The 17,748-nt window shown below is 64.6% G+C and carries 16 protein-coding genes; 6 read left to right on the forward strand and 10 right to left on the reverse strand.

Going from position 1 to position 17,748, the window contains the following annotated elements:
• Positions 1-559: 559 nt before the first annotated feature.
• A complete protein-coding gene (locus tag ACYQML_RS16535) occupies positions 560-1,900 on the reverse strand; it encodes an LLM class flavin-dependent oxidoreductase (protein WP_461233437.1) in 1,341 nt (446 codons plus the stop codon).
• A gap of 343 nt (positions 1,901-2,243) precedes the next feature.
• On the opposite strand from ACYQML_RS16535, the gene ACYQML_RS16540 reads away from it, so the two are divergent.
• The 4 genes from ACYQML_RS16540 to ACYQML_RS16555 are packed head-to-tail and all read left to right on the forward strand — an operon-like array spanning position 2,244 to position 7,403.
• Positions 2,244-3,866, forward strand: a complete 1,623-nt coding sequence (locus ACYQML_RS16540; RefSeq protein WP_461233438.1) for an ABC transporter substrate-binding protein — start codon at positions 2,244-2,246, stop codon at positions 3,864-3,866.
• Positions 3,867-3,871: 5 nt separating this feature from the next.
• Positions 3,872-4,804, forward strand: a complete 933-nt coding sequence (locus ACYQML_RS16545; RefSeq protein WP_461233439.1) for an ABC transporter permease — start codon at positions 3,872-3,874, stop codon at positions 4,802-4,804.
• Complete coding sequence (locus ACYQML_RS16550) at positions 4,801-5,712, forward strand: ABC transporter permease (RefSeq protein WP_461233440.1); 912 nt, start codon at positions 4,801-4,803, stop codon at positions 5,710-5,712. Before ACYQML_RS16545 ends, ACYQML_RS16550 begins: the two co-directional genes overlap by 4 nt.
• Positions 5,709-7,403 carry a dipeptide ABC transporter ATP-binding protein gene (locus ACYQML_RS16555; protein ID WP_461233441.1) on the forward strand — a complete coding sequence of 565 codons (1,695 nt, stop codon included), beginning with the start codon at positions 5,709-5,711 and terminating at the stop codon, positions 7,401-7,403. The genes ACYQML_RS16550 and ACYQML_RS16555 overlap by 4 nt, the downstream gene beginning before the upstream one ends.
• Before the next feature lie 217 nt (positions 7,404-7,620).
• Here the strand turns inward: ACYQML_RS16555 and ACYQML_RS16560 are convergent, their stop codons facing one another.
• From ACYQML_RS16560 to ACYQML_RS16575, 4 genes are all read right to left on the reverse strand, one after another.
• Positions 7,621-7,875: a hypothetical protein gene (locus ACYQML_RS16560; protein ID WP_461233442.1), complete on the reverse strand. Its 255-nt coding sequence runs from the start codon at positions 7,873-7,875 to the stop codon at positions 7,621-7,623.
• Between the two features lie 980 nt (positions 7,876-8,855).
• On the reverse strand, positions 8,856-9,662 hold the full coding sequence (locus ACYQML_RS16565) for a helix-turn-helix domain-containing protein (RefSeq protein ID WP_461233443.1): 807 nt from the start codon (positions 9,660-9,662) through the stop codon (positions 8,856-8,858).
• Complete coding sequence (locus ACYQML_RS16570; RefSeq protein WP_461233444.1) at positions 9,659-9,991, reverse strand: hypothetical protein; 333 nt, start codon at positions 9,989-9,991, stop codon at positions 9,659-9,661. Before ACYQML_RS16570 ends, ACYQML_RS16565 begins: the two co-directional genes overlap by 4 nt.
• Positions 9,992-10,337: 346 nt before the next feature.
• On the reverse strand, positions 10,338-10,958 hold the full coding sequence (locus ACYQML_RS16575) for a hypothetical protein (protein WP_461233445.1): 621 nt from the start codon (positions 10,956-10,958) through the stop codon (positions 10,338-10,340).
• 301 nt (positions 10,959-11,259) lie between these two features.
• Between ACYQML_RS16575 and ACYQML_RS16580 the strand changes: the two genes are divergently transcribed.
• Complete coding sequence (locus ACYQML_RS16580) at positions 11,260-12,264, forward strand: tyrosine-type recombinase/integrase (protein WP_461233446.1); 1,005 nt, start codon at positions 11,260-11,262, stop codon at positions 12,262-12,264.
• Positions 12,265-12,445: 181 nt separating this feature from the next.
• On the forward strand, positions 12,446-12,664 hold the full coding sequence (locus tag ACYQML_RS16585; protein WP_461233447.1) for a DUF6538 domain-containing protein: 219 nt from the start codon (positions 12,446-12,448) through the stop codon (positions 12,662-12,664).
• Between the two features lie 188 nt (positions 12,665-12,852).
• Here the strand turns inward: ACYQML_RS16585 and ACYQML_RS16590 are convergent, their stop codons facing one another.
• From ACYQML_RS16590 to ACYQML_RS16610, 5 genes are read right to left on the reverse strand one after another with little or no spacing between them, the layout of a single operon-like run.
• Entirely contained in the window at positions 12,853-13,620 is a 768-nt protein-coding gene (locus ACYQML_RS16590) for an ABC transporter ATP-binding protein (RefSeq protein ID WP_461233448.1), read from the reverse strand.
• Between the two features lie 11 nt (positions 13,621-13,631).
• Positions 13,632-14,981 carry an ABC transporter substrate-binding protein gene (locus ACYQML_RS16595; protein ID WP_461233449.1) on the reverse strand — a complete coding sequence of 450 codons (1,350 nt, stop codon included), beginning with the start codon at positions 14,979-14,981 and terminating at the stop codon, positions 13,632-13,634.
• Between the two features lie 32 nt (positions 14,982-15,013).
• Positions 15,014-16,072 carry a branched-chain amino acid ABC transporter permease gene (locus ACYQML_RS16600; RefSeq protein WP_461233450.1) on the reverse strand — a complete coding sequence of 353 codons (1,059 nt, stop codon included), beginning with the start codon at positions 16,070-16,072 and terminating at the stop codon, positions 15,014-15,016.
• Between the two features lie 4 nt (positions 16,073-16,076).
• A complete protein-coding gene (locus tag ACYQML_RS16605) occupies positions 16,077-16,958 on the reverse strand; it encodes a branched-chain amino acid ABC transporter permease (protein WP_461233451.1) in 882 nt (293 codons plus the stop codon).
• Positions 16,959-16,971: 13 nt separating this feature from the next.
• Positions 16,972-17,742: an ABC transporter ATP-binding protein gene (locus tag ACYQML_RS16610; protein WP_461233452.1), complete on the reverse strand. Its 771-nt coding sequence runs from the start codon at positions 17,740-17,742 to the stop codon at positions 16,972-16,974.
• Positions 17,743-17,748 lie beyond the last annotated feature (6 nt).

A 17,748-nucleotide genomic window follows, 5' to 3' on the forward strand; every position in this document is an offset into this window, starting at 1 on the left:
TTCGCGTGGGCCGCGCTTCATCGAGTTGGATGCGCTCCGGAAGGCCCACGAACTCGACGATCTGGCCTCGACGGCGGTCGAATTGAATTCTGCGACAACCGCGGCCGTGAAGCAGCCGATGCACTTCCAAAGGAAAGGCCACTTGGGTCCTTGTGTGAAGATGCTGGCGCTATGGTAGGCCTACAAGGACGAGCCCAAGGCGAAATCGCTCCTGGGAACATCGCATGTCTGAAGCCAGGTTCTTCGTCGATCTACCGCGACCGCATCGTCGGCGCCTTCGCAGTCAACAGCACGGCCCGCCACGCGAGTACCGCGTCGGCACGGCCTGAGGCAGGCATGCGATACCGACCCGCCGCGACCGCATGCGCCTCGGCGCCTTCCCATATCCCGGCGGCCTGACGATCTCGATAGCCCGAGGAGGACCGAACATCGAGGTCACGGTCTGTTCCGTTCAGCTTGAAAGTCAGCAGGCTAACGAAAGCCTCCTCTTGCCGAGGTTCTGACCTCGATCGTGCCGTAAGCCCGCGCCGGTAGCGAGTTGGGGGATAGATCGCTGGGTTCAGGCCGTAACTCGAACCTCCGGGCTATCCGCGAAACGGCTCGGCGGCCGGGCGAGACCGAGATGGTCCCGCAGAGTGGTTCCCGAATAGGCGGTGCGGAACAGGCCGCGCTTCTGGAGGATCGGCACAACGGCGTCTACGAAGGTCTCCAGACCGTCGGGCAGCACGTCGGGCATCAGGTTGAAGCCGTCCGCCGCTCCGGCCCGGAACCACACCTCGATGTCGTCGGCCACGGCCTCCGGCGTGCCTACGATGATGCGGTGGCCGACACCGCCTCCGAGGGCCCGCAGCAATTCACGCACCGTGAGGTTGTCGCGACGGGCGAGCGCCACGGTTCCGAGGAACATGGTGTGGTTGGCATTGGCGGGCAGTGGCAGCGCGTCCGGCAGCGGCTTGTCGAGGGCGAGGCGATCAGGTGCGATCTGGAGCGTGCCGGCGAGACGCGCCAAGCTGTATTCGAGGGGAACCAGATCCCATAACTCATCCTGGCGGCGGCGCGCCTCCGCCTCGGTGCTGCCCAGGATGGTGGTGAGCCCCGGCAGGATGACGAGGGAATCCGCCGGGCGCCCGAAGCTGGCGGCCCGGGCGCGCAGATCTTGCGCATAGGACACTCCATCCGGGATGGTCTGCGACAGGGTGAAAACCGCCTCGGCGGTGGCCGCCGCCAGATCACGTCCATCCTGCGAGCCGCCGGCCTGAACCGTCACCGGGCGGCCCTGGGGTGAGCGCGGTACGTTGAGGGGCCCGTCGACGGAGAAGTGAGTGCCCCGGTGGCGGATGGCATGCACCTTCCCCGGGTCGACGAAGCGGCCGCTGGCTTTGTCGCCGATGAGGGCATCGTCCTCCCAACTGTCCCACAGGGCGTGAGCGACCTCGACGAATTCCCGGGCGCGCGCGTAGCGCGTCCCGTGCTCGACGGCGGCGGTCAGCCCGAAGTTCCGGCTCGCGGCGGCATCGGCCGTGGTGACCACGTTCCAACCGACCCGTCCGCCGCTCGCGTGGTCCAGTGATGCGAAGCGGCGGGCGAGGTTGTAGGGCTCGTTATAGCTGGTCGAGGCCGTCGCGATCAGCCCGATCCGCGCCGTGGCCGCGGCGATGCTGGCCAGCACGATGGTGGGCTCCAGGGCATTGAACGGGCGGTAATCGAGGCGGTCCGAGATCGAGGGGGTGTCGGCGAGGAAGATCGCGTCGAACAAGCCCCGCTCGGCGACCTGGGCGACCCGTACGTAATGGGCGATGTCGACGAAGGCGTCGGGCTGACTGCCGGGCAAGCGCCAGGCCGACGGGTACACGCCCGAATGCAGCAGGTTCACGTTGAGATGCAGCTGGCGTGGAGACATCGGGAAGGTGATCCGTCGATCGCGGGGTGGGACGTGTCGGGGCGAGCGTGGCGCGGTGCGGTCATGTCCGGGAGACGATCCGGTTCTTCGCGCCGATGCGAGTCGAAGTTTTCGTCTCCGCAACGCCGGCTCGGCGTTGGTAAGTTTCCAAATAGCGCGATGCTGTCAGTTGCCTGGTATTTCCTAGTTGATTTTGGCTTCTGCGTCGCACTAGATCACGCCAGCAACAACTAGACCGATCAAGATCAGAGATGAAGTCAAAAAATTCCCCCAGCATCAATTAGGGAATGTTTTGCTCGCGTAGAGTCTGGTCGTAGACAAAGCATATCCCGAGCTGAGATTGATGAAAAAATTCGTTTCCTTGCTTGCGCTGGCCACGATCTCCGCGACCGGGCTCGCTCCTCTGTCACCCGTCGATGCTGCGGAACCGCAGCCTCGGCCCGGCGGCACCCTTACCTGGGGCGTGACGACGGAGCCGTCGTGCTTCGATCCGCATCGCTCGTCGCAGCAGGCCGCCTTCTTCGTGGCGCGCAACTACATCGACTCGCTGGTCGGCAAGAGGGCGGACGGGACCTTCGCGCCCTGGCTCGCCACGGAATGGACGATATCGCCGGACGGACAGGTCTATACCTTCACCTTGCGCGAGGACGTCTTCTTCCACGACGGTGAGGTGTTCGATGCGGCGGCTGTGAAAGCGAATTTCGACTTCGTGAAAAACCCCGCCAACGCAGCGAACGCCGTCGCGCTGCTCGAATATTTCAGCTCGGCCGAGGTGATCTCACCGCACGTGGTCAGGCTCACGCTCTCGAAGCCGGATTCGACGTTTCTTGAATCGGTTTCCAACGTCAAACTCGGCCTGATCTCGCCCAAGTCCCTGGCCAAGGGCGATCTCTGCGGCGGCGGTCCGTCCCTGGCCGGCACCGGCCCGTTCGTCTTCGAGCGCTACGTGCGCGGCCAGTCGGCGAGCTTCGTGCGTAATCCGCGCTACGCCTGGCCCCCCGGCTACGCGGCCCATCAGGGACCGGCCCATCTCGACGGGTTCAGCTTCCGGTTCCTGCCCGAATACGCCGTGCGCACCGGCGCCCTCACGTCGGGGCAGGTAGACGTCATCGAGGGCGTTCAGGCCACCGACGTGTCCCTGTTCGCGGACGATCCGCAGTACCGGCTCCTCATCGGCCCGTCGGGTGCCAGCACGTCCTTCACCCTCAACATCAACTACACCCGGGCGCCGGCCGACGACATCCGGGTTCGACGCGCCCTGCGCGACGGGTTCGATCCTGAGCCGATCGTGCGTCAGGTCTATCTCAGCCACGTGAAGCGGGCCTGGTCGATCATCGGGCCGGCAAACCCGGCCTACAACAAGGCTCTGGTGGGGGCCTGGGGCAACGACATCGCGGGCGCGAATCGGCTGCTCGACGAGGCCGGGTGGACGCAGCGCGACGCGCAGGGGGTCCGCACCCGGGAGGGCCGGCGCCTCACCCTCGATGTCGGGTATCCGCAACCCTACGTGCGCGACAACCGGGAGATCCTCATCCAGGGCATCCAGGCGGCCTTGCGTAAGAACATCGGGTTGGACCTCAACCTGCGCATCGTCACGGCGGGCGAGTACGCCAAGGGCAACGCCACCGGCACTTGGTCGATCTATCCCAACACCGACAACCCCGCCGACCCGGCCCGCGAATTATGGGACATGCTCGGCTCGAAGGGCTTCCTCTACACGAAGGTGCCCAATCCCGACCCGGAGATCACCGGCCTGATCGATCAGGCCCTCCAGGCGACGGACCCGGTCGCCAAGCGCGCGCTCACGGACCGCATCCAGGTCCTGGGCGTCGAGAAGGCGTTCATCGTCCCCCTGTTCGCGCCGAGCTGGTTCCTGGCTACGAAGACGGCCGTGCGCGGGCTGGGCTTCGAGGCGGGGCTCGACTCGCCGTCGAACGCCTACGACGTCTGGCTCGCAAAGGAGTAGCCCCCATGGGTTCGCGCGCCCTCTGGTCCCGCGTCGTCGCACGCCTGGGCACGAGCATCATCGTCGCCTGGGCCAGCGTCACGGCGGCCTTCCTCGCCCTCCATGCGCTCCCGGGCCGGATCGAGGACATCCTGGCGGGCGACATCGATACCCCGGGGCTGCGCGAGGCCATCGCCGCCGAATGGGGGCTCGATCAGAGCCTGCTCGCGCAATATTGGGCCTTCCTATCCCGCATCGCCGGCGGCGACCTCGGCACTTCCTACGTCCTGCGCCAGCCCGTACGCGAGATCGTTGGCTCGCAACTCTGGCCCACGGTTCAGCTCGCACTGACGGCAGGCGTGCTGGCGGTGGCGCTCGCCGTGGCGGTGGCGCTTCTCACCGCCGGGCGGGGCCGGCTGTCCCGGAAGGTCGCCTCCGCCATTGAACTCGTCCTGGCCTCCACCCCGGTCTTCTGGATCGGCATCCTGCTGCTGATGCTGTTCTCTTTCACCCTGCGGTGGTTTCCGGTCTCGGGAGCGAATGGCTGGCAATCCATGGTCCTACCCGCGATCGCCCTGGCGCTGCCCACCGCCGGCCTTCTGGCGCAGGTGCTCCGGGAGGCCATCGAGAAGGCCCTCGACCAGCCCTTCGTCACCACGATCCGCGCCCGTGGGGTCGGCGAACTCACGATCCGGACCCGCCACCTTCTGCGTCATGCCTCACTGCCGGCCGTCACACTCGGCGGCTGGCTGATCGGTGGGCTGCTGGGCGGCGCGGTCATCACCGAAAAGGTGTTCGGCCGGCCGGGACTCGGCAGCGTCACCCTTGGCGCGGTGCTGACCCATGACGTTCCGGTGGTGCTCGCGGTCGTGCTCCTCGCCGCCTTCATTCACGTCGCGGCCTCGACGCTCCTCGACATCCTGTACCTACTGATCGACCCGAGATTGAGGACCGCATGACTGCTTCCGCTCGCATTGCTCCTCCCTCTGGCTTGCTCCAAGATCCCGGCGCGCCGGCGCGGGCCGGACATGATCCCGCCAGTGTCGCGTTGAATCGGCACCGCGCCTATCCGCTTCCCGTCCTGGGCTCTGCCCTGTTCCTCGCCGCCCTTTTCGCTGTGGCGGCGGCGCCCGGCCTCTTCACGGCCCACGACCCGCTGGTTGGCGATGTCCTGGAGGGCCTGAGGGCGCCGGACTGGGCCCATCCCTTCGGCACCGACCGGCTCGGCCGGGATGTCCTTGCCCGCACCTTGTACGGGGCCCGCTACTCCCTGCTGATCGGCCTCGGCGGCATGACGGTCTCGGTGCTGGCGGGCGTCTTCCTCGGGATCCTGGCCGGCCAGCGCAACCGCTTTCTGGATGAGGTGACCTCGCGCCTCTTCGACGTGCTCTCGTCGTTTCCCGGCGTTCTCCTCGCCATGTTGGTCGTCACCTTCCTCGGCCAGGGCATGCTCAACATCGCCCTCGCGGTGGGCATCGCGGGCATTCCGAAGTTCGGCCGCATCGTGCGCGCCCAGACCCAACTGGTCCGCGATGCCGATTACGTGACGCAGGCGGCCATCTACGGGCTCGGCCGGCGCCAGATCTTCCTCCGACACGTGCTGCCGAACGTTCTGGTGGCGGTCCCGGTGATCGCCACCGTGTATATCGGCAGCACCATCCTGACTGTGTCGGGCCTTAGCTTCCTCGGCCTCGGCCCTCAGCCGCCGATCCCCGAATGGGGCGTCATGCTGGCCGAGAGCCGCGATGTTCTGCGCGTCGCCTGGTGGCCGGCGGTGTTTCCGGGCGCCGCCATCACCCTCACGGTCATCGCCTTCAGCACCGTCGGGGTCTTCCTACAAAAGCTCTTTGAGGGACGCATCGCATGAGGGGCGCGGCCGAGGCCCCTGCCACCGGCGCGCTTCCGCCGCTGGTCGACATCCGCAGCCTGTCCATTGGCTTCGGTGGGCCGCCCATCGTCCAGGGGGTCGATCTCGTCGTCCGGGCCGGAGAGTGCGTCGCGCTCGTCGGCGAGTCCGGGTCCGGCAAGAGCTTGACGGCGCGCAGCCTCCTCAACCTCGCGGGCGCGGGCGCGACGGTGGAGGCCCACCGCTTCCGCCTCCAGGGTCGCGATGCGAAAGCCTTCGGGGCCGCCGACTGGCGCCGCCTGCGCGGCACAGTGACGGGCCTCGTGATGCAGGACGCCCTGGTCTCGCTCGATCCGCTGCGCACCATCGGGCAGGAGGTGGCGGAGGTCCTGTCCGAGCATCGCCTCCTGGCGGGACGGAAAGCCATCGGCGCGCGCGTCCTCGACGTACTGGCCCGGGTGGGAATTCCGGACCCGGAGCACCGCGCCCGCCAATATGCTCACCAGCTCTCCGGGGGGCTGCGCCAGCGCGCCCTCATCGCCTCGGCCATCGCGGGCGAACCCGACCTGATCATCGCCGACGAGCCGACCACCTCTCTCGACGTAACGGTACAGGCGCAGGTTCTGCAGGTGCTCGCGGGGCGGGTGCGGGCGGGTGCGGGGCTCCTGCTCATCAGCCACGATCTCGCGGTGGTTGCCGGGATCGCGGACTGGGTACTGGTCATGCGGCACGGCCGGGTGGTCGATAGCGGGCCAACGGCGGAGGTCCTAACGCGGCCGCGCCACCCCTATACCAAGGTTCTGATCGCGGCGATTCCTTCCTCCGCCTCGCGGGGTCGCCGGCTCACCGGGGCGGCTCAGGCAATTCACTGGGATGGTGGCGATCCGAGACCCGCTCCCCGCCAGGAGGTCGTCCTGGAGGTGCGCGGGATCGCAAAGCATTACGCGGGGGCCGCGGGTTATGGCCGCCCGGCCTTCGCCACGAAGGCCCTCGATGATGTGAGCTTCGTGGTGAAGGCCGGCGAGGTCGTGGGCCTCGTGGGTGAATCCGGCTCGGGAAAGTCGACCTGCGCCAAAATCGTCCTCGGTTTGCTGGCGCCGGATCGTGGCAGCGTCCGCCTCCTTGGGCAGCCCTGGAGCGGCATCCCGGAAACGCAGCGGCGCGGCCTTCGCCCGCGCCTGCAATACGTCCCGCAGGACGCTCTGAGCAGCTTTGACCCGCGATACCGCGTTCTCGACATCATCGGGGAGAACCTCGCAAGTCATGCACGCGCGGACAGGGCCGCGCGCGTGGTCGAACTTCTCGAGCAGGTCGGCCTGGCCGCCGACATTGCCGCGCGCAACCCGTCCTCCTTATCGGGAGGTCAACGCCAGCGCGTCTCGATAGCCCGGGCGCTGGCAGCCGAGCCGGCCCTCATCGTCTGCGACGAGCCGGTCTCGGCCCTCGACATCGGCATCCAGGCCCAGGTACTCGATCTACTCGCGGATCTGCGGGCGCGCCTCGGAACGGCGCTCCTATTTATCTCACACGACCTTGGGGTCATTCAGCATCTCGCGGACCGCGTACTCGTCTTCCACCACGGGAAGCTGGTGGAACAGGGTCCGGTGGGCGAGATCCTGACACATCCGACAGATGCCTACACGAAAGCGCTTCTAGCCTCTCAGCCACGCCTCGAACTGGACCAAGCTTCCGCCAGAGCCGGAGTTTCGTAAGCAGGTTCCTGACAGTCGGGGCTCTGCGCAGGCTCATGGTCTCTACGAACGACCGCTTCTGGGAATTGTGTAGGGTTGCTCGTACGGCGCAGTTGGGTCGGATGCGGAACGTCCGCTTCCAGGCAGGTGGACAACTTTGGCTCTTGGCGCATGTTGTAAGAGATCCCGGCTCCAAACGATCGCATGGCTTCGCCATGGGGCATTCGTTGGGCCAAGATCACGCTAAGGCGGGGATCGGCGACCCATCCCAGGCGAAGACGCCACCAGTATCGTCCGTGCTGAGGCCGTTCAGCACGCGCAGGAGATGAGCCGCGCTCTCCTCGGGCGAAAAGACGCCGTCGGCAGTTGGGTCCGGCTGGAAGGGCCGCGACAGGCCGGAGGCGACCGTGCCCGCATGCAGGCCCACGACGATCGCCTTCGGTCGGCTGTGGGCGACCTCGATCACGAGCCGTCGCAAGATCCGGTTGCTCAATCTGCGTATGCGAATGATGTAGTTAGTCCAAGTATCGCCTGGGTTCGTATTTCGGGGACCATTCCGCCCCCCCAGGCGACATCCCGTCTTATGAAACGAAATTACGAGTTCGAGTGGACCAAAAACGCGCAGAACCGGGGCTGCGCCAGCACTGCGGCCCGTCTGTGCGGTCGTACGGTCCCTACGATCTTTTTTTCGATTTAGAACCTCACCAGCGCCCGCGGCCATCGCCCGGCTCCTCTGCGCCGGCCAAGTATGTCGCGCCCGCCCACGGCCACGCCAGCGTACGGACAAGCCGTTCGCACCAACCGTTAGGATAGACCGATGGCTGGCCCCCGCGGCCCGGCCAGCCTGCGCAGTCGCCATCATTAAACGTCGGCGAGAGGGGCAGGGGGTCAGCGAGGACCAGGTCGGAAGAACCACATCAGATCGGGGGACATCGCTATCTCTGTCCTCCACGCTCCATTCGCTGCCTCCTGAAACGGTGGCGAGGGCATCGGGGGCAGGATGGATCAAACGCGATGTCGTGTAAGCCTATGCAACCAACCAACGCGAGGGGCGGCGCGCTCGCGACCCGCAAGGGGAGAAAGCGAGCGCGACGGCCCGCCCTGTGTTGGTGCGCCTGCGCAGGGTGAGCCAACAAGCTCACAGAACTGAGCGCACTACTCTACTGCGCCAGGATAAGGCGTGACGGTCGCACGGCATTAGGAATGCCGCACGCCGACGCTTCCGTTAGTAGCTGAACATGCCATGCAACGGGTCGAGGTGTTATGTGGTGCCTATATAACAGGTGTTCTTATGAAAGCGGTAGAAGGTTGCCGGTTCGGCTACGTAGATTTTCCTGTTCGCCAACACAGATTTTCCGGTTCGAGCCTTTACGGCATTGCCGTGAAACTTCCGGTTCAAATCGGACGAAAGCTGCCAGTTTGGGCGGCTATTAGAACGCTGCCTAAACCAGAATGCGCCTCTCAGCTCGGAAATCACAACCCGCTCCTCTCGTCTAGCGGTATGCCGTCAGGATCAATTGTGCGCCAAGCTGAGATGTCGAGCCAATCTTCAGCCTCGTAGACGCGGCTAGTTCCGGTGTAGCCACGCAAGGAACAGAACTTGGCGTAGGCCTTCGCCCCTGCGAGCATTTCGTCCGCGGTCGTGCCGTACTGTAAGTTCAATCCGTAGACGTAACGCGCAGCGCTCAGATCATGACCGTCTGGCTTGTGAGGAAAAGCTTCCATGAAACGCTCGAATTGGCTCGAAAACGTGCTTCTACTCTTGGAATTGCTGAGCGCTGAGACCCTAGATGTAATTCTTCTGATCTCAGCGGCCACAGAACTAGCGCGGCTCCTGTCCTCAACGGAGAGGTCGTTTAGCAGTAGCTCATATTGATTGAGGTTTCCTGATCCACGCTTAGAGCACCTGATGTGCTTTCGACCGGAAAGAGAATGCACGCTAGCACGGACTGACCTTTCGCACTTATTGAGCAGCTTAGATATTGTCTCGATCTTTGGCCAAGCAACCCGTGTTTTATCATTGACGTGCTGTGCAATGATGTAACCAACACGAAAAGCAGCGTCTGCAACTTCATCGTCGGAAGAAACCTGATCAAGCCAATCCAGCTTGAAGGACGCTAGGCTTCGGCCCCTAGGAGCCTTTTCAGGACCCTGTCCGAGAGCTTCGGTTGCGAACGCGAGCCTTCCACCTTGCCGGGGTGAAAACGTTTCAACTTGTGCCGTGTACACCTCGGCAGGCGGCTCCCTACCCGAAACCCGCAGGTCGACGGAGCCGTTCATTGCGCGTCCTCCCGGCCTGCAAGCAGAGCTTCGAATGCAGCATCAAGCTCCGCCTCCCTAGGACTAGGCGAAATCGGCTCAAAGGTCAGCACGTTAGTTGATTTCTCCCCCTCATTGACATTAATCAGGAGCTCAGTCTCGCCCCACCAAGCTTCGATGCGAGGGTCCTCAGCCTCATAGAATGCTTTCCACAGGACTTCTTCGGGAACTCCTGGAAAAGCACTTCGAGCCGCGACATGAGCGTCGCAACCCTTTGCCATCGCGTTTTCCATAACATTAGCGATTTGAGCAATAACCCGATTTCGCCTATCGTTCTGTGTGGTGCTCATGCCGTTCTCCTCTAATTAGCATGCTCTTGAGCTTCGATCCACTTCAGGATCGTGCTCTTCCTGGCCGTCAGAGTTCCCCCAAGCTTGAATGCGGGTAGCCTGTGTTTGTCCGCAGCATGATAGACACGGCGGCGATTGCTCTCAGCGGCCCTTTCATCAGCAGCTTTGCCGTAGACAAAGCGCGCGATCTCGTCTGCGCCGTGAAGGAGGTCGTCGGCGAGCGGAATGCACTCGAGGTGTGTTGATAGTCTAACGACTCTTGGGCGGACTTCGTCGGCAAGAGGCCAGCCGCTCCCGATCGCGCCAAACGGGCGCGGTTGAGATTCAGACATAGTGATTTCCTTGTTTAAGTAGCTAGGACTTTGCCAATGGCCCTAAGCGTTCTGCTTGAGATCATTGTACTGTCTGTTTTATCTGGTAATTCCTCTGGTTCTAAATCAAATAGTGTATTTGAAAACGTTCCTTGTTGGTATAGCTCAGGATCATCCGGATTACTGTTATCACCCAAGCAGATGGAGCACTTGGCATTCGGTCTAGTAAAGACAATTAGAATATCCGCGGCGTGAGCGGTAGCGCATAGACCATTTGCATCAGGTATATGGGCCTGAATAATATACCCCAGTGCATCTGATAGGAGAGTATCTTTGACGAATGCTTTTTCAATGGCATCCTGTCGATCGATTTCGGACCCCCACGAATACTCGTCCATATACGCCGCATTGCTTCTCAATTGCAGTCTGGAAAATCTATGAACTGCTTCCACAGCCTGCTTTGCACTGGATGATCCGTTGACACCTATGAGTAGATGTACCGCATCGACAACCTTCATATGCGCCGCTCCTCGGCCCCTTCCCGCCTGCGTGATCAACCCTGCTTCACGAAGATACCGGGCGATCCATCCAACCTGAACTTCATCCAGGCCTTCAACGTCTGCGATCGCTTTCACCAGGGTGCTTAGGAGTGCCATCGCTTCCGTCACATCTTAAGAGCTGAACTCAGATGAAGCGTCAACCCTTTTTATGAGTGACACTCCGATAAAATTCGCTACCTTCCGTGCCGGGCTACCATGCGGTCTAGGAGGGGGTCGAATGGCCAGTATACGAAAAAGGGTACTACCAAGCGGCAAAACTGCTTGGCTGGCGGCATACCTAGACGGGGGAGGGAGGCGGCGCTTCAAGCAATTCCCGACTCGGAGGGAGGCGGATGCATTCCTGACGCGAGCCCGGTCTGAGGTCACACAGGGTGTGCACGTTGCGGACTCGCAGTCCATGACCGTCGGCCGGGTTGCCGACGAATGGCTGCGATCGGCGGAGGGAAGCGGCCTAGAGCGTTCGACGCTGGTGCACTATCGAGCCCATGTGAACGAACATATCCGCCCGCTCATAGGGTCGCTGAAGCTGTCTCAGGTGACTACCCCGCGGGTCTACGCTTTCACCGACGAGTTGAAGGCTCAGGGGCGTTCCCAGGAGACAATCCGCCGATCGGTCCAGTCGCTCGGCCGGATCTTCCGCTTCGCGAAGGGCAGGGGGCTCGCAGGTCAAAACCCGGTTGCGGACGTGAAGCTTCGGCGCTCGAAGCGGGAGGCCGGCCGCGTTGAGATTCCGACGAGAGAGGAGTTGCGCGCTATCCTCGCCGCAGCGGAAGGCCGGTGGCGTCCCCTGATCGTGACCGCAATGTTCACCGGGCTGCGGATCTCAGAGCTTCGCGGCCTGCGATGGGCTGACATCGATATGCGGCGGCGCCTGCTTACGGTCTGCCAGCGCGCCGATGCCTGGAAGGCGATCGGCCCTCCGAAGAGCGAGTCGGGAGCACGGGACGTCCCCTTGTCGCCGCTGGTCATCAACACGTTGAAGGAGTGGCGCCTAGCCTGCCCCAAGGGCGAGCTCGATCTCATCTTTCCCTCAGGTGCCGGGCAGGTCGAGTACCACGCGAACATCCTGAGCCGCGGCTGGTATCCGACGCAGGTGGCCGCTGGCGTCCTGATCATGGTCGATGGGAAGGACGAAGAAGGCCGGCCGACGAAGGTCCCGAAGGCCCGCTACAACTTCCACGCCCTTCGGCATGCAGCTGCCTCGATGTTTATCGAAAGTCGGATGACGCCGAAGCGCGTGCAGACGATTATGGGCCATTCCTCGATCACGGTGACGTTCGACATCTACGGCCATTTGTTCGAAGACGACGAGGCGGACCAGGCTGCGATGCGAACGATCGAGGAACGCATTTTCGCACCTGTGAGCAACACGGCTGCAACACCGGTGAAAATAGCTCAATAAAATCAATGCTCGCTGCGGGTCTCTGACTCCTCTAGTCGAGGTTCGAATCCTCGTCCCCCAGCCACTGCCACACCTAAGTCATTCAGATCATTGAGCTCCTCGCGAAGTCGCCCTGCGGTGTGAGCCCGTTGCTACACACCGCTGCTACACAAGGCACCCAGCCAGGTGCCGAAGGAGCGGAGTGGCACCGATCGCGAATGTCGTCCTGCGTGGACGCACCTTTCATTTCCGCCGACGTATACCGACCGGCCTGCAGCCGAAATTGCGCCTCACCGAGATGGTCCGCAGCCTCGGGACATCGGACGCGCGGACTGCCAAGCTAAGGGCCTGTCAGCTATACGTCGCGTCAGAGAATATATTCTCGACGCTGAACGCGACTCCGATGCTGACCGACGCCTAACTCGCCCGTCTCGTACAGGATTTTTACGGGCAGATTCTCAATCGAGAGAACCTGGGGCGTCTGACGCGCGGTGCAATCCCGAACGACATCCGTGAGCGCCGTGTCGTTCAGTACGAGACAATGGCGGCACCCCAAGCGGTCGTGTTCGGCTCGCTCATCGCCTGTCCTTGATCGAGAATGGGAAATGGTCAGTGCCGCGTCGCCGTCGCAGCACCCCCGAGGTAGATCTCGCCGAGGCGGCCGCTCGCGGCGAGGTCCGCAGCCGGGCCGGCTTCGACGACGCGACCGCTCTCCAACACGTAGGCACGGTCGGCATAGGCCAGAACGAGGTTGGCGCTCTGCTCGGCGAGGAGGAAGCTCACGCCCTCCTCACGGTTGAGGCGACGGATGATCTCGAAGATCTCTCCGACGATGATCGGCGCGAACCCCATCGACGGCTCGTCGAGGAGGACCAGGGTCGGGCGGGTCATCAGCGCCCGGCCGATCGCCACCATCTGCTGCTCGCCGCCGGACGTGAGTCCGGCCTTGGCCGAGCGCCGGTCGCGCAGGCGGGGGAACCACGCATAGACCCGCTCCAGGTCGTCCGCGAGCTGCCGCCGGCTCGGGCGGCGCAGGAAGCCACCCGTTCTGAGATTCTCCTCGACGGTGAGCTGCCCGAAGACGTGGCGGCCCTCGAGCACCTGCACGATGCCCCGCCGCACCAGATCGGCCGGATCGAGGCCGGCCGTCGACTCGCCCCGCCAGCGGATACTGCCGCCCCGCAGGGCGCCACGCTGCGGTCCGAGCAGGTTCGAGATCGCCCGCAGCGTCGTAGATTTGCCGGCGCCGTTGGAGCCCAGCAGCGCCACGATGGAGCCTTCCTCGACGGTGAGCGAGACACCGCGCAGGGCGGGCCCCGCCTGCCCATAGGAGGCCTCGATGGACTCGACGGCGAGGAAATCGTGCGACCGCGTCATGACGCCCCCTATCAGCGTGCGCTGGCCTCGGAAGATTCGGCCGTGCGGGGGACGATGCCCTTCTCCTTCGCGTAGGCCGCGGCGCGCTCGTAGATCAGCGGCAGCAGGAGTTCGCGGTCCGACTTCACCCAGCCGTTGCTGACGACGGCCCATTTGGCGCCGTCCCATTGCAGCACCTTGCCGGCGCCGCCGCCCTCGTGATCCTTGATCGAGAGCTTGAGGGGCTGCACCAGCCCCTCGGCGCCGATCTGCTTCAGGCGGGCTTCGTCGAGGACGAGATGTTCGAGGCCCCATTGAGCCTCCTCGCCGGTGATGGGCCGGTAGCCGAAGCGCGCCTGCGCCGTCCGGATCGCCTCGACGGCGATGATCGTCTCGATGATTCCCGAATTGTAGTAGACCGAGCCGAAGCTCTTCGCATCCCGCAGGTCGCTGCGGTTCTTGTCGACGATCTCCGTCTTGATCTTCTTGAGGATCTCGAAATCCTGGCCTGCGGGAAAGGGCGTGATCGCCAGATAGCCCTTGCCGACGCTCCCGGCGGGCCGGACGTCCTCTTCCGATCCCGACCAGATCCCACCGATGATCCGGCTGACGGGAAAGCCGGTCTTGGCCGCGGTCTTGATCGCCACCGGCGTCATCACGCCCCAACCGCGCAGGAACACCCAGTCCGGCTTGATCTGACGGACACGCGCCCATTGCGCGGACTGGTCGTTGCCGGGATGGGGCACCGGGATCTGGATGTTCTCGAACCCGTATTCTTTCGAGAGGATGTCGAGGGGCGTCTGGGTTTCCTTGCCGTAGGGGCTATCGTGATAGATCGTGGCGATCTTGACGCCGTTGAGCTTGTCCTTTCCGCCCACCTGCTCGGCGATGTAGTTCACCACCGAGGAGGCCTCGCTCCAGAAACTGAAGAGCACCGTGAAGCTATAGGGGAAGACCCGTCCGTCGGTGGCCTCGGTGCGGCCGTAGCCGGTGGTGATCAGCGGGATCTTGTCGGCCACCGATTTCTCGGTCAGCGCCTTCGAGACCGGGTCGCCATGCGGTAGGAAGACCGCCACCGGCGACCCGTTCTTGCCGCCCTTCACCCGTTCGTAGCACTCGACCCCCTTCTCCACCGCCCATTCGGTCTCGCACTCGTCCCAGAACAGCTTCACGCCGTTGATGCCGCCTTCGACCTCGTTGATGTAGCGCAGGTAGTCGATCCCCCCCGCCCAGGAGGGGATGCCGGAGGACGCGTAGGCGCCGACCCGGAAGGTCGCCAGCGGGAAGTACTGCTCCTTCGCCTCCCCGGCCGAGACAGGCGCCGCCAGGGCGAAGGAGGCCGCGACCGCGGCGGCGCGGATCGCACGGGTGAGGATCGTCATCGGGAAACTCCGGGAGTGTAGGGGCGAGGGGATCAGGCGCGCGCGGCGAGGCGGCGCCAAAGGCGGCTGGCGAGGGCCGACAGGCCGTCCGGCTCGTGGATCAGCAGCCAGACGATCAGGCCGCCGAAGAGGATGTGCTGGAGGTTCTGCAATTGGCCGCCATCGATGGCGCCTCCGAACGCGATCCCGGCCACGTGGCTGAGGAGGATCGGCAGCAGGACGATGAAGGCCGCGCCGATGAACGAGCCGGCGAGGCTGCCCATCCCGCCGATGATGATGACGAACATCACCTGGAACGAACGGTCGAGATCGAAGCTGCGCGCATCCACCGTGCCGAGATAGGCGAAGGCCCAGAGCGCACCGGCGATGCCGCAGACGGTGGCGCCGACGAAGAAGGCCTTGAGCTTGGCCTGCGCAACCGGGATGCCGATCACCGCGGCGGCGGTGTCCATGTCGCGCACGGCCATCCAGATGCGGCCGGTCTGGCTTCGCACCAGGCGCCACGCCACGGCCGTCACCAGCACCACGGTGCCGAGGGTGAGGAGGTAGCGCCCACCCGGCCGCGACAGGTCATACCCGGCGATGGCTAACCGTGGCGCCGAGATCGTGCTCGATGAGGCGTAGTTGGAGAACCACGGATACTGGTTCAGCACCCACTCGATCAGGAACTGCGCGGCCAGTGTCGTCGCTACGAGGTAGAAGCCTTTGATGCGAAGAGACGGCAGGCCGACGACGAGCCCGACCATACCGGCGATGAGGCCGCCGAGGACGAGGCTCACCGGCAACGGCAGTTCGGGCACCCGCAGGAGCAGGTTGTAGGAGGCGTAGGCCCCCGCCGCCATGAAGGCGCCGGTGCCGAGCGAGGCTTGGCCCGCATAGCCCATGGTCAGGTTGAGGCCGAGGCCCGCGAGCGCCATGATCAGGAACGGGATCAGGATCGCGTTGAGCCAGTAGTCGCTGGCAATGGCCGGTACCGCGAAGGCGGTGGCGACGAGGAGCGCCAGCATCACGGCCCGGGCCGGCAGGATCGGGACGATGACGCGGCGCAGGAATGCGGGGGCGGGCATCATTGAGGCCGAGGCGGGGGGCATCTGGTCAGACCCTCTCGATGGTGCGCTCGCCGAACAGGCCGGCGGGCCGGGCGAGCAGGAAGGCGACGGCGAGCACGTAGGCGAACCAGGTGGAGACGCTGCCGCCGAGCAGCGGGCCGAGATAGATCTCGGCGAGACTGTCGCTCGCCCCGACGATGAGACCGCCGACGATGGCGCCGGCGATCGAGGTGAAGCCGCCGATGATGAGGACCGGCAACGCCTTCAGGACCACGAAGGTGAGGGAGAACTGGACGCCCTGGCGTGCGCCCCAGAGTAGGCCCGCCACGAGGGCGACGAAGCCGGCGGCGGCCCAGACCACCGCCCACAGGGTCTGCAGCCGGATGCCGATGGAGAGGGCCGCACCCGGATCGTCGGCGACGGCGCGCAGGGACAGGCCGATCCGCGTCCGGTCGAAGAAGAGCGACAGGGCGATGACGAGCGCGCCCGCGCTGGCTGCTGCGGCGAGATCGAACTGGCTGAGCTGGATCGGCCCGAATGCGATCGGCGTGTCGGGAATGCCGAGATCGAGCTCATGCACGCTCGCTCCCATCAGGAGCTGCGACGTCCCCTCGATCACGTAGGAGAGCCCGAGGGTCGCCATGAACAGGGTGATCTGAGGCCGGTTGGCCAGGGGGCGAAGCACGACCCGCTCCACCGCCACCGCCACCGCCACCAGGATCGCCAGGGTGATCAGGCCCGAGAGCCAGAGTTCGATCCCCTTCTCCCGCAGGGTGACGAAGGTGAGCGCAGCGCAGAGTACCATCGCGCCTTGCGCGAAGTTGAAGACGCCCGACGCTTTGTAGACCAGCACGAAGCCGATCGCGACGAGGGCATACATCACCCCCGCCAGCAGGCCGCCGGCCAAGGTCTCGAGGAAGAAGCTCATGGCTGGGAAGGCCTCAATGGGACGTGCCGAGATAGGCGGCGATGACGGCCGGGTCGGTGCGGATGGCCTCCGGCGTGCCGTCCCCGACCTTGCGGCCGTAATCCAGCACGACGACGTGGTCCGAGAGGTCCATGATCACCCCGATATCGTGCTCGATCAGGACGATGGTGGTGCCGAACTCGGCTCTCGCATCCGCGATGAAGGCGCTCATGGCACGCTTCTCGCCCTGGTTCATGCCCGCCATCGGCTCATCGAGCAGGAGGAGCGTCGGCCGGCCGACGAGGGCGCGGGCCAGGTCGACGCGCTTCTGGACCCCGTAGGACAGGGTGGAGACGATGGCGTCGCGATGGGCCGACAGATCGAGAAAGGCCAGGATGGCCTCGGCGCGGTCGCGGAAATCCGCGGTCTCGGATGCGTCGCGGAATACTCCGAAGGCATGCTCGACGAGGGTTGTGCGGCTATGGCGCGTCAGACCCGCCAGGACGTTGTCGAGGACGCTGAGTTTCCCGAACAGGGCCGCATGCTGGAAAGTGCGTCCGATGCCGCGTCGCGCCGCCTGCAGGGGACGGATACGGGTGAAGCGCTCGCCCTCGAACACGACCTCTCCGGAATCCGCCCTGTAGACGCCGTTGAGGATGTTCAGCAGCGAACTCTTGCCGGCTCCGTTCGGCCCGATGAGCGCGCAGATCTCGCCGCGCTCCACCGTGAAGCTCAGGGCGTTGATCGCCTTGATGCCCTTGAAGGCCAGGGAGACATCGGTGAGTGTGAGGATCGGATCGGGCATGGCCGG

This window comes from Methylobacterium sp. CM6244 (assembly GCF_054817885.1).

Coding starts and splice junctions, on each gene's coding strand:
- ACYQML_RS16570 (WP_461233444.1), bottom strand. CDS start 9,991: ATGAGCACCACACAGAACGATAGGCGAAATCGGGTTATTGCTCAAATC.
- ACYQML_RS16555 (WP_461233441.1), top strand. CDS start 5,709: ATGAGGGGCGCGGCCGAGGCCCCTGCCACCGGCGCGCTTCCGCCGCTG.
- ACYQML_RS16565 (WP_461233443.1), bottom strand. CDS start 9,662: ATGAACGGCTCCGTCGACCTGCGGGTTTCGGGTAGGGAGCCGCCTGCC.
- ACYQML_RS16610 (WP_461233452.1), bottom strand. CDS start 17,742: ATGCCCGATCCGATCCTCACACTCACCGATGTCTCCCTGGCCTTCAAG.
- ACYQML_RS16540 (WP_461233438.1), top strand. CDS start 2,244: ATGAAAAAATTCGTTTCCTTGCTTGCGCTGGCCACGATCTCCGCGACC.
- ACYQML_RS16595 (WP_461233449.1), bottom strand. CDS start 14,981: ATGACGATCCTCACCCGTGCGATCCGCGCCGCCGCGGTCGCGGCCTCC.
- ACYQML_RS16550 (WP_461233440.1), top strand. CDS start 4,801: ATGACTGCTTCCGCTCGCATTGCTCCTCCCTCTGGCTTGCTCCAAGAT.
- ACYQML_RS16605 (WP_461233451.1), bottom strand. CDS start 16,958: ATGAGCTTCTTCCTCGAGACCTTGGCCGGCGGCCTGCTGGCGGGGGTG.
- ACYQML_RS16590 (WP_461233448.1), bottom strand. CDS start 13,620: ATGACGCGGTCGCACGATTTCCTCGCCGTCGAGTCCATCGAGGCCTCC.
- ACYQML_RS16545 (WP_461233439.1), top strand. CDS start 3,872: ATGGGTTCGCGCGCCCTCTGGTCCCGCGTCGTCGCACGCCTGGGCACG.
- ACYQML_RS16600 (WP_461233450.1), bottom strand. CDS start 16,072: ATGCCCCCCGCCTCGGCCTCAATGATGCCCGCCCCCGCATTCCTGCGC.
- ACYQML_RS16580 (WP_461233446.1), top strand. CDS start 11,260: ATGACCGTCGGCCGGGTTGCCGACGAATGGCTGCGATCGGCGGAGGGA.
- ACYQML_RS16575 (WP_461233445.1), bottom strand. CDS start 10,958: ATGGCACTCCTAAGCACCCTGGTGAAAGCGATCGCAGACGTTGAAGGC.
- ACYQML_RS16535 (WP_461233437.1), bottom strand. CDS start 1,900: ATGTCTCCACGCCAGCTGCATCTCAACGTGAACCTGCTGCATTCGGGC.